General features: G+C 61.9%; 13 protein-coding genes. 3 read left to right on the top strand and 10 right to left on the bottom strand.

Annotated elements, in window-relative coordinates:
- The 4 genes from ERD78_RS01335 to ERD78_RS01320 all read right to left on the bottom strand — a co-directional run bounded on the left by ERD78_RS01335 (position 1) and on the right by ERD78_RS01320 (position 2,699).
- Positions 1 to 327 carry a flagellar protein FliT gene (locus ERD78_RS01335; protein WP_167668806.1) on the bottom strand — a complete coding sequence of 109 codons (327 nt, stop codon included), beginning with the start codon at positions 325 to 327 and terminating at the stop codon, positions 1 to 3.
- Positions 324 to 803 carry a flagellar export chaperone FliS gene (fliS, locus tag ERD78_RS01330; RefSeq protein ID WP_129967373.1) on the bottom strand — a complete coding sequence of 160 codons (480 nt, stop codon included), beginning with the start codon at positions 801 to 803 and terminating at the stop codon, positions 324 to 326. Before fliS ends, ERD78_RS01335 begins: the two co-directional genes overlap by 4 nt.
- Entirely contained in the window at positions 800 to 2,215 is a 1,416-nt protein-coding gene (gene fliD / locus ERD78_RS01325; protein ID WP_129967372.1) for a flagellar filament capping protein FliD, read from the bottom strand. The genes fliS and fliD overlap by 4 nt, the downstream gene beginning before the upstream one ends.
- Before the next feature lie 103 nt (positions 2,216 to 2,318).
- Positions 2,319 to 2,699: a flagellar protein FlaG gene (locus ERD78_RS01320; protein ID WP_129967371.1), complete on the bottom strand. Its 381-nt coding sequence runs from the start codon at positions 2,697 to 2,699 to the stop codon at positions 2,319 to 2,321.
- A gap of 208 nt (positions 2,700 to 2,907) precedes the next feature.
- Between ERD78_RS01320 and ERD78_RS01315 the strand changes: the two genes are divergently transcribed.
- Positions 2,908 to 3,675 (top strand): RNA polymerase sigma factor FliA, encoded by a 768-nt coding sequence (locus ERD78_RS01315; protein WP_129967370.1) that lies wholly within the window; start codon positions 2,908 to 2,910, stop codon positions 3,673 to 3,675.
- A gap of 53 nt (positions 3,676 to 3,728) precedes the next feature.
- On the opposite strand, the gene ERD78_RS01310 is transcribed toward ERD78_RS01315, so the two are convergent.
- On the bottom strand, positions 3,729 to 4,919 hold the full coding sequence (locus tag ERD78_RS01310) for a FliC/FljB family flagellin (RefSeq protein ID WP_129967369.1): 1,191 nt from the start codon (positions 4,917 to 4,919) through the stop codon (positions 3,729 to 3,731).
- Between the two features lie 369 nt (positions 4,920 to 5,288).
- Positions 5,289 to 6,476 carry a FliC/FljB family flagellin gene (locus ERD78_RS01305; RefSeq protein ID WP_129967368.1) on the bottom strand — a complete coding sequence of 396 codons (1,188 nt, stop codon included), beginning with the start codon at positions 6,474 to 6,476 and terminating at the stop codon, positions 5,289 to 5,291.
- 334 nt (positions 6,477 to 6,810) lie between these two features.
- Here ERD78_RS01305 and ERD78_RS01300 point away from each other — a divergent pair, with 334 nt between their 5' ends.
- Positions 6,811 to 8,574, top strand: coding sequence for a methyl-accepting chemotaxis protein (locus ERD78_RS01300; RefSeq protein WP_129967367.1), 1,764 nt, complete (start codon positions 6,811 to 6,813; stop codon positions 8,572 to 8,574).
- A 13-nt stretch (positions 8,575 to 8,587) separates the two neighbouring features.
- Here ERD78_RS01300 and ERD78_RS01295 read toward each other — a convergent pair whose 3' ends face one another.
- The gene (locus tag ERD78_RS01295; RefSeq protein WP_209019931.1) at positions 8,588 to 9,331 is read right to left on the bottom strand and encodes a sulfite exporter TauE/SafE family protein; all 744 of its coding nucleotides are present in this window, start codon (positions 9,329 to 9,331) and stop codon (positions 8,588 to 8,590) included.
- Positions 9,332 to 9,377: 46 nt separating this feature from the next.
- Positions 9,378 to 10,121, bottom strand: coding sequence for a FadR/GntR family transcriptional regulator (locus ERD78_RS01290; RefSeq protein WP_129967366.1), 744 nt, complete (start codon positions 10,119 to 10,121; stop codon positions 9,378 to 9,380).
- Between the two features lie 155 nt (positions 10,122 to 10,276).
- Between ERD78_RS01290 and ERD78_RS01285 the strand changes: the two genes are divergently transcribed.
- Complete coding sequence (locus ERD78_RS01285) at positions 10,277 to 11,086, top strand: sulfite exporter TauE/SafE family protein (RefSeq protein ID WP_129967365.1); 810 nt, start codon at positions 10,277 to 10,279, stop codon at positions 11,084 to 11,086.
- Positions 11,087 to 11,153: 67 nt separating this feature from the next.
- On the opposite strand, the gene ERD78_RS01280 is transcribed toward ERD78_RS01285, so the two are convergent.
- Positions 11,154 to 12,326, bottom strand: a complete 1,173-nt coding sequence (locus ERD78_RS01280) for a thiolase (protein WP_129967364.1) — start codon at positions 12,324 to 12,326, stop codon at positions 11,154 to 11,156.
- On the bottom strand, positions 12,323 to 12,739 hold the full coding sequence (locus ERD78_RS01275; RefSeq protein ID WP_129967363.1) for a Zn-ribbon domain-containing OB-fold protein: 417 nt from the start codon (positions 12,737 to 12,739) through the stop codon (positions 12,323 to 12,325). Before ERD78_RS01275 ends, ERD78_RS01280 begins: the two co-directional genes overlap by 4 nt.
- Between the last annotated feature and the right edge of the window lie 135 nt (positions 12,740 to 12,874).

Here is a 12,874-nt window from a genome sequence, read left to right as displayed (position 1 = left end):
TCATGGATGTCCGGATTGTTTACAGTAGGATTGCAGCACGTTGCGCTGGTGCCGCAGATCACCGATCAGCGTTCCGAGCCGCTCCAGTTCCGGAAAGATGAGTGCGCGTATGCGCGCATCGTCGTCCAGAATGCCACTGATAAGCGCCCGGCGTGCCTCGCGGTCGTTATCGCTGAGAACGCCTTGGTTGCGCAGCACCTCTACCGCTTGTCTGTACTGTTCGCCCAGTGATAGCACCTGATCCCAGCGCTTGGCCTGGGCTTCATCCAGCATGCGGTGGGATATGCGGGCAATGGTTTCATAGTGACCGAGTACTGATGTGTTCATGATTCGCTCGCCGGGACAGGACAGCCCCGGACGGGCGAAAGAGATGGGGCCGCATTGGCGCCCTCGGCGGGGTCGACTGCCTGACGCCATGCGTCCCCGAGATCGGTCAGTATGCGTTCGGCCACGGCCAGCTTTTCCGGATCGTTGTAAAGATTGGCCTGCATGAGGTTGCGAATGACAAGCTGGTAGGTGGCAATCAGGTTGGTGGCGAGCTCACCGCCCGCTTCCGCATCGACGCTGGATTTCAGCCCGGAATCTACAATATCGATGGCCTTGGATATCGCCATGCCTCGGCCCTCGATGTTATTTTGCCGCATGTGAAGGCGCGCGCGCGCGACCGCCGCGCGCGCGCCATCGAACAGCAGCGTGATGAGCCGCTCGGGGCTGGCGCTGAGTACTTGGGTTTCCAGTCCGATGCTGGTGTAGGCGCTGCTGGCAAGGCGTCCGGCCGAGGACCTGGGATTGTGTGGTGTCATGATTCTTTGCTTAGGCTGCCCAGCATGGACAGCTGTTGTGTCAGATAGCTGCTGACGGAGTTCATCTGGGCGACCATTGCATCCAGCTGTACGAACTGCTTGCGGTAGTTTTCCATTTTTGCGTCTATGCGCGCGGAGGCGGCGTCGTACTGTTTTTCGAGATCCTTGAGTGTGTCGGTGACATGATCGGAAACGGTTGCCAGTACGCCGCCTGATTTGACGAAATCGTCGGCTGCCGCGGCCATGCGGGCGCCAATGCCTTGCTCTCCTGCGAACAGATTACGGACATCCGCTGGGTTGCCGGCAAGCGCGCCAGACAGCTTTTCGTTGTCTATGGTCAGGGTGCCATCCTTGGGATTGGTCGTAATGCCGATTTGGGAAAGGGTGCGCAGCGTGCCGCTTGCGCTGACGGTATTCAAGGCGTCGCGCAGGCGCGACTGCACCTGCCGGGCAACACTGTCGCCGCTGAGTGCCGCGCCCGTCTGAGCGGTGACGTCATAGCTGGTGAGCGTCTTGATGACACCCTGCAGGCTGTTGTAGGCCGACACGAAGCTGTTGATCGCCTTGGCGGTGGCTTCGTTGTTGGCGGACACGGAAAGGGTTTCCGTGGCGCCGGAGGCCGTCAGCTTGTCCAGGGTGAGCGTGACGCCCGCGATGGCGTGCTTGACGGTGTTGCTGTCACTGACGACGGCAATGCCATTGATGGTAAGTTGCGCCTGACGCGCCGCGGTTTCTGTGAGATTGGACGACGGGTTGGCTCGGTCGAAAGACAGCATGTCGGCGATATTGGGTGCGCCGGGATCTCCGCTCGGGGCGAGGCCCGCCACGGCAATGGTCTGCACAGCGGCATCTGGACCCGTGTCGGTCGCGGTGAGCTGAAGATGATAGGGCGTGTCGCCACCATCGTTGATGATGGTGGCGCGCAGCCCCAGGGCGGGGTGCTCGTTGATGGCCTTGACCACGCCTTCGAGACTGCTGTTGGCCTGCGTGACATGCACGGTTTCAGTGTCGCCGTTGGCCAGCGTCACGGTAATGTCGAGATCGCTGCCAGCCGGCGTGTCCACGCGTGCATACCCGGCAGCGGGGCTGGAGAGCGTCTGTGGCGTGGCCAGCTGCTGCACGGAGATGGTGTATTGGCCCGCCGTGGCCGGCGGCTGTGCGCTGGCGCTGAAGCTGTCGCCCTTCACGCTGGTGGCCATGGCGCCGAAGGTGTCGCTTTTGCCCAGCGCCTGGGCGGCGGTTTGAAGCGCCTCCACGGCGCTCTTTATGGTGCCATAGCCCGAGAGGCGCGCCTGCTGGGACTTTGCCCGTTCCTGGATAAGGCTCAGGCTCTGGTTCTCGGCGGTACGCAACTGCTTCAGCAGATCGTCCAGCGGCAGACCGGATCCGACGCCTATCGATGAAATGGCCATGATGTACTCCTGTTTCGGATATTGTCCCGCGCATGCTCCGGGATCAATGCGTGTGTTTGAGGCGCGAAGCCTTGGCAGTTTGCCGCATTGCTGTGCACGCCCATCACGCGTGTGTATCGACAGCCCCGCCTTGCAACTGGGTGATCATGCGGGCAACCCGCAGCACGGCTTCCGTGGGCACGGTGCGCAGCACTTCGCCCGATGCATTGTCCACAATGGTGATGACGATGCGCTGGCTGTCTTCGTCCAGGTCGAAACGCATGCCGGTGGACCACGCCTGCATGGACGCATTGATGGCCTCCAGCGCTTTGGATACCGGCTCGACCTGCATCGATGTACCCGCTTGCGGCATTTCGCGGGAAGCAGCGGATTCGCCGGCTCCAACCGATATCGGCGCGATGGGATCTGGCCTGGACGACGCCTGTGGGGGTTGTGGCGCCGTGCCCGACGTCTGGGGGGCACCGGATGGAATGGGTTGAAGCATGCTGCGACTCCCGCACTGAATATGTGAATGAAATGGCAGGCTGTGCCTGATGAAGAAGGCTACGGCAGCGAGGCCGTAAACTTTAATCCCGCGGACGGCCAGGGCCAATCGCCTGAACAGCCATCCAAATAGTGGATTGCTTCCTGCTATGCGTGCGGATGCGACGGCTGACAATGAGTTTCCGTTTTCACGCCCTTTGTCTGCAGACATGCCCAGTTCCGAAGACCGTCTGGTCGGCCAATACGCACCCCTGGTCAGGCGCCTGGCGTTGCAGCTCATTGCCAGGCTGCCTTCCAGCGTGGAGCTGGACGATCTCGTGCAGGCAGGCATGATGGGCCTGCTCGACGCGGTGCGCCGCTATCAGCCTAGCGCCAAGGCGCAGTTCGAGACGTATGCGGTCACCCGTATACGTGGCGCCATGCTTGACGAGCTGCGCAGCCAGGATTGGCTTCCGCGCTCGGTAAGAAGCAAGGCGCGCCAGATCGAGACTGCCGTCTGCCATCTCAACCAGCGACTGCTGCGCGCACCCACCGAAGCGGAAGTCGCGCAGGAGCTCGGACTGTCTCTGGAAAGCTACCAGGCCATGCTGGAAGATGCCTGCGGCGTTCAGATATTGCATTTCGAAGACCTGCAGCGCGCCGACGGCGAGACGGGGCAGGGCGCGGACCCGTCGGTCGCAGGCGGTGCGCCGCCCCTGCCGCTGTGGTCATCGAACCCGCTGAACCAGTTGATGTCGCAGGGCTTGCGCGCCGCACTCGTACAGGCCATCGAGCAATTGCCTGAGCGCGAGCGTCTGCTGCTTTCGCTGCAGTTCGAGCAAAGCCTCAATCAGAAGGAAATCGGCGCCGTCATGGGCGTCAGCGAAGGCCGGGTGTCGCAATTGCGTTCGCAGGCGGTGGCGCGCATACGCGCGGCATTGTCCGCCGGCTCATGGCACGAATCGCCCGATGAGATGGCGCTGCAGGCGATACTCTGATGCACCGAAGCCGGATCCGGGCGTACCCCGATCCGGCTTCACCCCAAATAGGCTTAACGCAGCAGCGACAGCACGGTCTGCGGCACCTGGTTGGCCTGTGCCAGCACCGACGTGCCCGCCTGTTGCAGAATCTGCGCGCGCGTCATGTTGGAGACCTCGACAGCGTAGTCGGCGTCTTCGATGCGCGAACGCGCCGAAGTCAGGTTGGTGATGGTGTTGCTCAGGTTGGTGATGGCCGACTCGAAGCGGTTCTGGATTGCGCCCAGATCGCTACGAAAATTGTCAACCTGGGCCAGGGCGTTGTCTATGGCTTCCAGAGGGTTGGCTGTGGCGCCCGTCGACAGCGATTTCAATGACATGTTGTCCGTGTCGATGGTGAATGCCGCCTCCGTGGGTGTCGAGACATCCGCCTCGGAGGGTTCAAGGGCGATGTAGTAGTCCTTGGCTACGGTCGCCTCGCCTGTGAAGCCGCGCGATGCCAAGTTGCCGACTTCCGTGGCATCCGCCGGTGTGATCGTGACCTTGGCAAAGAACTTGCCATTGTCATCCACGTAGGCGGCCGCCGCATCCAGTACCACGCTGCCTGCGTCCACGCCCAGCCGCTCGGCCAGCTTGTCCGCGCTGGCTTCCGCAACCGTGGCGCCAGCCACTTGAGACGTGGAGCCATAGGCATTCTGAAAGTCGGCTGCCACGGCGGCGGTTGGTGTGCCAGTGGGGCCGGTGACATTGAAGTTCGACAGGTTCAGCGTGTCAGCCGTGATTTTCTGCAGCTTGATGTCGATGGTTTCGCTGTCGTTGGCGCCCACCTGTATGCTCAGCGTGGAGTCGTCCGCCAGTACGCGGATATTGTTGAACTGGGTCTGCTCGGAAACGCGGTTGATCTCGTCCAGGCGCTGCGTGATTTCCGCTTGAATGGATTCCAGATCGGAGTCGGAATTGGTGCCATTGGCAGCCTGTACCGACAGTTCGCGGATGCGCTGCAGATTGTTGTTGATCTCGTTCAGGGAGCCTTCCGTGGTTTGCGCGATCGAGATGCCATCGTTGGCATTGCGCGTTGCCTGGGTCAGGCCCTTGATGTTGGCGGTGAACCGGTTGGCGATGGCCTGGCCGGCTGCGTCGTCCTTGGCGCTGTTGATGCGCAAGCCCGAAGACAGGCGCTCAATGGCATTGCCCAGTGCGGACTGGGATTTTTGCAGATTGCCCTGTGCGATCAGGGACAGCGAGTTGGTGTTGATAACAGACATGAGAGCTCCTCAGAGGGAAAATCGGCGGTTGATCCGCCTGGTTCGCAGGCTTCCATGCGTCTTATGTACGGCGCATTGGCCGGGGAACCAACGCCATAAGACGATTTCTTCCTGTTCATTGCCCTTAACGACGAGGAGTTACAGAACTTTAGATAAACCTTGCCATAAATTGCATGATCTTGCTTAAACTGATTAAAGCGCCTGCGTGGACACGGCCCGCCTGGGTCCTTGAAGAATAAAAACCGGCCTGCATGCCGGTCATGAAAACGCCCCCTGCCCGGGCCGCCTGTGAGGAAGCGGCCCGGGCAGGGGGCGAGGCTGTCGGGAAGTCGGCGCCGCTACGGAGAAAGCGGCGCCGCGCCCGCCAGCTTAGCGCAGCAGCGACAGCGCCGTTTGTGGCACCTGGTTGGCCTGAGCCAGCACCGAGGTGCCCGCCTGCTGCAGGATCTGCGCACGCGTCATGTTGGAGACTTCGACCGCGTAGTCGGCGTCTTCGATGCGCGAACGGGCGGAGGTCAGGTTGGTGATGGTGTTGTTCAGATTGGCGATCGTGGATTCAAAGCGGTTTTGAACCGCACCAAGCTGGCTGCGCATTGCGTCGACGCGGCTCAGTGCGATGTCCAGGGTGCCCAGCGCATTGGGCGTGGCGCCGTTGACCGGAGCTGTTGCAGTTAGGTCGAGGGTGAAGGCAGCGGTGTCGGCGGTGGTCGTTGTGTTCACGCCTGTTTCGGCAGTGGGGTTGACCGCGTAGTAGATCGTGGCGGTGCTGGCGCCTGCCGCCACCTGAATGCCTCGGGCCGCGAGGGCATTGATGTCTGCCGCGTTCAGGCCGCTCGCTTCATAACGGGCATACCAGTTGCCTTTCTGGTCGACGACAACCGTACCGTCGGCGACGGTGCCGGTCGTTACACCCAATGCCCCTCTGACTGCGGCGCCATTTGTCGTCAGGGCAGCCTTGCTTATGGCCGAGGTGGCGCCAAAGACTTCCTTGGCAGCCGCCGCGTTCACCGCGGTGGTGGCGCCGGAAGGACCGGAGACATTGAAACTGCCCAAGCCCAGCATGTTGCTGTCGATTTTCTGCAGCGAAATCGAAATGGTCTCGTTGTCATTGGCCCCAACCTGGATGTTCAGGCGTGTATCGTTGGCCAGCACCTTGACGCCGTTGAACTGCGTTTGCTCGGAAACACGATTGATTTCGCTCAGGCGCTGGCTGATTTCATCCTGGATGGAGCGCAGGTCCGAGTTGGAATTGGTGCCGTTGGCCGCTTGCACCGACAGTTCACGTATGCGCTGCAGGTTGTTGTTGATTTCATTCAGCGCGCCTTCGGTTGTTTGCGCAATGGAAATGCCATCGTTGGCATTTCGGGAGGCTTGCATCAGTCCGCGGATATTGGCGGAGAACCGGTTGACGATGGCCTGGCCGGCGGCATCGTCCTTGGCGCTGTTGATGCGCAAGCCAGAGGACAAGCGCTCGATGGCGCTGCCGAGCGACGACTGCGCCTTGAACAGATTGCCCTGCGCAATCAGGGACAGGGCATTGGTGTTGATGACAGACATAGAAACTCCTCTGAGAAACACGGTACCGCAACGGATCTGTTGCGGTACAAGCATCCTGAAGACCGCCCCCGACGACTGTGCAGCGCCGCGAAGGCTGCGCAGTCAGCGGCATTCCGCCAGCTCACCAGTCGTTACGGCAGTGCCTGCGGCGTCTTGAATTAGCGTTTGGTCAGAGAACGGCAAGATTCTGATTAGTTCTGAAATAACACTGAAATTACGGAAGAGATTGCTAGATCAGGGGTAATGTTTTGCAAGGCATGGCCGTAAAGATAGGCGAACGATGTGTCATCAAACATGCCGAAGCACCGCTGTCGGCGCATCTGTGGAGTCAGCCGTGCGCAAGAACTATCCCGTCTATGACGTTGAAACCAAGGTACAGGAAGATCAGTATCTAATCTCCAAGACGGATCTGAAGGGCAGGATCACCTATGCGAACCCGGCTTTCGTGCAGATCAGCGGCTTCACCCGCGAAGAGCTGATAGGCAAGGCGCACAACGTCATTCGGCATCCAGATATGCCGCCGGCAGCATTCCAGGACTTATGGGATACGCTCAAGGCAGGGAAGCCGTGGCTGGGGCTGGTCAAAAACCGTCGCAAGGATGGGGGCTTCTATTGGATGCTGGCCAACGTGGTGCCGATACGCGAGCGGGGCGAAGTCACGGGCTATGCCTCGGTGCGGCTGAAGCCCTCCGACGAGCAGATTGCCGAGGCGCAACGCTTCCATGACGCGATCAACGCCGGACAACGAGGCTATGCCCTGCGGGAAGGCCGTATAGTGCCGACCGGCTGGCGCCGTGCCGCCAGTTTGCTTGCCCGGCCATTCAGCCGCGGCTTGAAAGCAGGGTTGCTGCGCGCGGCGATACTCTTGTGCCTGCCGATGGCTGCGATCGCATGGTATGCGGCGCACGGCGGGGTGCCGGCCGAACAAGGCCCTTGGCTGCTGGGCGCCGCGGCTGTGCTGGCCGCGGCCGGACTGCTGCATGGCTGGCAGACGGCGCGGCGGTTCATACGCCCGCTGGAAGGTGCCGCGGACATTGCCCGCCAGGTGGCTGCGGGCAATCTGGATATCGTCATTGATGCCGATCCAGACGAGAATGGCGAGGTGGGCAAGCTGTATTTCTATCTGGATATGATGCGCAAGAGCCTTGTCGGCATTGCCGCTGATGTCAATGCCGGCACGGACTCCACCGCCCGCAGCGCCGCGGCGCTGGACACCAGCAATGCGCAGCTTGCGGCGCGCACGGAGCATCAGGCCTCGTCGCTGCGCGACACGGCGGACAGCATGGAGGACTTGACGGCGGCCGTGCGCCGCAATGCTGACGACGCGCAGCAGGCGCGCAAGCAGGCCGAGGGCAGCATGCAGACCGCACGTCATGGCGGAGAGGTGGTCAACGAGGTCGTGTCCACGGTAAAGGCCATTCACGAAAGCTCGCGCAGAATTGGCGATATCGTCACACTGATTGACGACATCGCCTTCCAGACCAACATTCTGGCACTGAATGCCGCAGTGGAATCCGCCCGCGCGGGTGAGGCTGGTCGGGGCTTTGCGGTGGTGGCCGGCGAAGTGCGTGCCCTGGCACAGAAGAGCTCGGCGGCGGCCAGAGATATCAAGGTTCTGATAGACGATTCCGTGCAGCGCATCTCCACCGGTTCCGAGCAGGCGGCCCGGGCGGGCGCCACCATGGGTGAAATCGTGGAATCGGTGCAGGGCGTCACCGATATTATTGCGCGCATCAGTCAAGCCAATATCGCGCAGTCGGACAGTCTGGATCACATCAGCCAGTCAGTATCCACGCTGGAAGAGTTCACACGCCAGAACCTGGCTCTGGCCAACGAGCTTGGTGATACCGTGGCCCAACTGGGCGGGAATGCATATGCGCTGCGGGAATCGATTGCGGTGTTCAACGCAGGCGGCTCTCCCGGACCACGCGGCAATACCGTCACGCCCCTCAAGGTAGCCGGCGCGTCGCATGGCACTGCGGGTGCATCGCGTGAAGCGGCCGCAGCTTGCAACCAGGCGCCTACGCAGCTGCCGCGCCGGCCAGCCGGGGAGGGCGGCAAGAGCCGGGTGATCCCGTTGCCTGCCCGGGTGGCCTAGGTGACGCTTGCGGCTAATGCAGTGTGGTCAGGGCCTTGAAGATATACACCACGCCGATCAACGATACGATCCAGCGGCTGTACCGGCGAAATGAATGGTCAGTCAGTTTCTCCAGCACCAACCGGCTGGATGTCGTACCTGCCATGGCCAGCGCGATGCAGCCAAGAATGACCCAGCCGGGCACCTGGGCGGCGTCGGTGCTGTGCACGACATAGCCGAAGTACAGCAGCTTGGTCAGGTGCGATAGCGACTGGCTGGCTGCCTTGGTGGCAACGACGGCACGCCGGTCCATATGGCTGCGTACAAAGAAAATATCCAGCGCCGGGCCAGATACGCCCGCCATCAATTGCAGCGACGTACATAGCAGACCGGTCAGCTCGGCGCCTCCGCGCTTGTCCGCCTGGGGAACGATGCGCGTCGGAATGGCCAAGGCAATGAACGGGATCAGTCCCAGAAATAAAAACACCATGGCTTGCGCCGGCGCAAAACGCAATAGCGAGAACAGGCCAGCCGCTGCGACCATGCCCAGCACGTAGCGCAGCACGATCGACCAGACGATATGGCGGTGCCACAATATGGCTCGCCATCCATTGGAGGCCATCTGAGTGAAGCCATGCAACACCATGGCGCTTGCCACCGGCATGAGGAACAGCAGGCCACCCATGAGTATCATGCCGCCGGCCATCCCGAATACGCCCGAAATAAACGAGGTGACGAGGACCATGAAGGCGACGATGGCTATGCTGATCAGGGACACGGTGATTCCGGATGATGAAGGATGGGATGAGGACGGGAATGGAGCGTCACGCGGGCTGCCCGAACAAATTGCGATTGACGCGATGCAAATGGGCATCGAATGCGCGACGGGCTCCGTCCGCATCGCGCGATTGCAGGGCAGCGTAAATGGCCTTGTGCTCGGCTTCGCGTTGAGCGCGCCGCACGGGAGTGGCGTTGCGGCGCTTGAGCGCACCCCATTCTGCGTGATTGCGTGCATCGGTCACGATGCGATAGATCTCGATAACCAGGCGATTGTGGGTGGCGTCGGCGATGGCCTGGTGAAAGCGCCCGTCCCAGACCTCGAAATCCTCCAGTGTTTCCGCTCTCTCGGCTGAACGCATGGCCGCGCCGATGCGGTCCAGATCGGCGCCGTTGGCGTTGGCAACGACCAGAACCGGCAACTGGGGTTCGATGAGCATGCGGGCCTGCATGATTTCCTGCGGACTGGCATCACCGGGAGCACGGCCTGGCGGCCTGCTGCTCTTTCCGGCGGCATTTGCCGCCCCGGATTCCTGAGACGGCTGCGCGACATAGGTACCGCTGCCCATGATGCGGAGGATGCGGCCGCGTCCTTCCAGCCTCGCCAGGGCTGCGCGCAGGGCGCTGCGGCTGACTTGAAATCGCTCGGCCAGCGTGCGCTCGTTGGGCAGCCGGGCGCCGGGGCCATAGGCCGGCTCTTGCATGAGCGCGGCCAGCCCCGCATCAAGCGCGGCATCGCGAGCGCTGCGGACACTGTGAGAGCCGGGAAGCATGGATCGGGAACCAGACATGCGGGGGATGATAAGTGGTAAACCATTTTCCCGTCAAATCGCCTATTTGGTTGACCAAATTGGTCTAGCGATGGCAAGATGACGCCGAATCGCCCGGGAACCCACTCGCGGGTGCCAGCGCTTACTTCTGTTGCTTCTCGGGAATTATTCTGCTCATGACCACAACCCTATTCATTGAACTGTTCGCACTGGGACTGGCCAGCGGCTTCCTGGCAGGCTTGCTGGGCATAGGCGGCGGCATGTTCATGGTGCCCATCATTACTTTCCTGCTTTCGGGCGCGGGCGTTGGCGACAACGTTGCCGTGAAGATAGCCATCGCCACCTCCATGGCCGTCATCGTCTTCACGTCCATATCCAGCGTGCGCGCCCATCACAAGCGGGGAGCCGTCCGCTGGGACATCGTGGCCAAACTGGCCCCCGGCATCATCATCGGTAGCCTTATCGGCAGCGTCGGCGTGTTCTCCGTGCTCAAGGGCGTATACCTGGCCATTTTCTTCGGCATATTCGTGGCCTTTTCGGCCACGCAGATGTTCCTGAACAAGAAGCCCTCGCCCAGCCGCGAGATGCCGGGCACGGCGGGCCAGTTGGCCGCCGGGGGCATCATCGGCTTTCTGTCTGGCCTGGTTGGCGCGGGCGGCGGCTTCATCAGCGTGCCGTTCATGACCTGGTGCAATATCGCCATTCATACCGCTGTAGCCACAAGTGCGGGCCTGGGCTTTCCCATTGCCGTGTCCAATGTGCTTGGCTACGTCATCTCGGGCTCTTCCGCCACGGGCCTGCCGCCGGGCTCTTTCGGTTATATCTGGCTGCCGGCGCTGGGGTGCATTGCGGTGGGCAGCGTACTGACCGCACCGCTCGGCGCAAAGGCCGCCCACCGGTTGCCGGTGGGCACGCTCAAGCGCGTGTTTGCCTGCCTGCTGTATGTGCTGGCTGTGTATATGCTGTGGAAGGGGTTTTCACACTGAGCGCAGGTCACGGCAGCCCTTTTGGGGCAGCCGCGCCTGAACGCCGGCTGGGCGCCATGGCGTTACGCTACAGCGTTTCCTCCGTGCCGAGTATGGCCGTAGACTGGCTGGACAGCGTGCCGCCGTTGCCGTTGACCACCGCCAGCTTCGCATCCTTGACCTGCCGCTCGCCGCAACTGCCGCGCAACTGCCGCACCGCTTCGATGAGGATGAAGATACCGTACATGCCCGGGTGAACGCACGACAGCCCGCCGCCATTGGTATTGACGGGTAGCCGACCGCCCGGCGCGATGGCGCCGCCGCTCACAAACTCGCCACCTTCTCCCTTCTTGCAAAAGCCCAGATCTTCCAGGAACAGGATGGTATTGATGCTGAATGCGTCGTATACCTCGGCAACGTCGATATCGGATGGCTTGACACCGGCCATCTCGAATGCGATCCGGCCCGACTGCTGCGCGGCGGTGACCGTGAGATCGTCCATGGAAGAAATCTGGCGATTCCAGACCGCAGTGGCGTTGCCCAGGACGTAGACGGGCTTCTGTTTCAGCGAGCGGGCACGGTCCGCACGCACCAGCACATAAGCGCCGGCGCCGTCATTAACCAGGCAGCAGTCGCGCACGGTCAGTGGATCGGAAACCATGCGGGCGGAGAGCGCGTCCTCGATGGTCAGGGGATCGCGCATCAAGGCCTCGGGATTCAATTGCGCCCACTTGCGCGCCGCCACGGCCACCTCGGCCAGATGTTCGCGCTTCGTGCCGTACTGGTGCATGTGGCGCGCGGTAGCCAGCGCATAGGAGCTCAGTGGATTGAGCGGGTTGTAGGGCGCTTCGTAGGGTTGCGGATCCAGCTGCTTGCGGACGCGGCCGATCTCGGCGCGGCTGAGTGTTGATGTGCGCTGCGTGCTGCCGTAGCACACCAGCACCGCATTGCATTGGCCCGATTCCAGGGCCTGGATCGCGGGCATGAGATGCGCGACGAAGCTCGAGCCGCCCAGCATGGTGCTGTCGATGAAGGTGGGCCTGATGCCCAGGTGTTCGATGACAGGCATGACCCACATGGTCGCGGCCACACTGGCCGTGCAGATGCCGTCGATGTCCTGCATGGTCAGACCTGCGTCGGTGACGGCGCGATGTGCCGCCTGAACCAGAATTTCCATCTCGCTGTAGCCGGTGGCAAATCCGAGGCCTGCATGGCCCACGCCCGCAACCGCGGCGGCCCCTCTCAGTCTCTTGTCTATCATTGCTGGCCCTCCGCCGGACTGAATATAACGAGCTTGCCGCCTTCGGCGTCCACGACCTTTGCCTTGACGGCCAGGCCGATCTTCACGGCACCAGGCTCCACATTCTCCACGCGGCTCATCATGCGTACGCCTTCCTGCAGGTCGATCAGCGCCACGTTGTAGTCGCCGCCATGCTCCGCCTTGCGCCGAACCACGGTGGTCGAATACACCTGGCCCTTGCCGGAGGGGGCATACCATTCGAGATGGTCATCGCCGCAGTGCGGGCAGATCATGCGCGGATAAAACACGCTGCGCGCGCACGCGGTACAGCGCTGAATCAGGAAATTACCCTGATCGAGCTGCGTACGGAAATAAAGATCGGCGCCCACTTCCGATGGCGCCGGGGAGACTGGAACATCTGTCTTGCTGGACATAGGCCTGCTCGCTGGAGTTTATGATTTCTTGCGCGGCTGCGTGCTGGCCGCGCCGCTCATTCATTCGAGTGTCCCGTGGTTTGCCGTCTTTGGCAATTTCATTTTGCTTAGGCGGGGCTTTTGATGTCATTAACG

This window comes from Allopusillimonas soli, from assembly GCF_004153445.1.
In the GTDB taxonomy this organism is placed as follows: Bacteria; Pseudomonadota; Gammaproteobacteria; order Burkholderiales; family Burkholderiaceae_B; genus Allopusillimonas; species Allopusillimonas soli.
Note: the sequence above shows the minus strand (reverse complement) of the source record. Positions and strands in the feature narration are given on the sequence as shown.

Excerpts from the sequence above, each read along its gene's own strand:
- fliD (WP_129967372.1), bottom strand. The coding sequence starts at position 2,215 with ATGGCCATTTCATCGATAGGCGTCGGATCCGGTCTGCCGCTGGACGAT.
- ERD78_RS01335 (WP_167668806.1), bottom strand. The coding sequence starts at position 327 with ATGAACACATCAGTACTCGGTCACTATGAAACCATTGCCCGCATATCC.
- ERD78_RS01315 (WP_129967370.1), top strand. The coding sequence starts at position 2,908 with ATGCCCAGTTCCGAAGACCGTCTGGTCGGCCAATACGCACCCCTGGTC.
- ERD78_RS01285 (WP_129967365.1), top strand. The coding sequence starts at position 10,277 with ATGACCACAACCCTATTCATTGAACTGTTCGCACTGGGACTGGCCAGC.
- fliS (WP_129967373.1), bottom strand. The coding sequence starts at position 803 with ATGACACCACACAATCCCAGGTCCTCGGCCGGACGCCTTGCCAGCAGC.
- ERD78_RS01310 (WP_129967369.1), bottom strand. The coding sequence starts at position 4,919 with ATGTCTGTTATCAACACCAACTCGCTGTCCCTGATCGCACAGGGCAAT.
- ERD78_RS01305 (WP_129967368.1), bottom strand. The coding sequence starts at position 6,476 with ATGTCTGTCATCAACACCAATGCCCTGTCCCTGATTGCGCAGGGCAAT.
- ERD78_RS01320 (WP_129967371.1), bottom strand. The coding sequence starts at position 2,699 with ATGCTTCAACCCATTCCATCCGGTGCCCCCCAGACGTCGGGCACGGCG.
- ERD78_RS01280 (WP_129967364.1), bottom strand. The coding sequence starts at position 12,326 with ATGATAGACAAGAGACTGAGAGGGGCCGCCGCGGTTGCGGGCGTGGGC.
- ERD78_RS01275 (WP_129967363.1), bottom strand. The coding sequence starts at position 12,739 with ATGTCCAGCAAGACAGATGTTCCAGTCTCCCCGGCGCCATCGGAAGTG.
- ERD78_RS01290 (WP_129967366.1), bottom strand. The coding sequence starts at position 10,121 with ATGTCTGGTTCCCGATCCATGCTTCCCGGCTCTCACAGTGTCCGCAGC.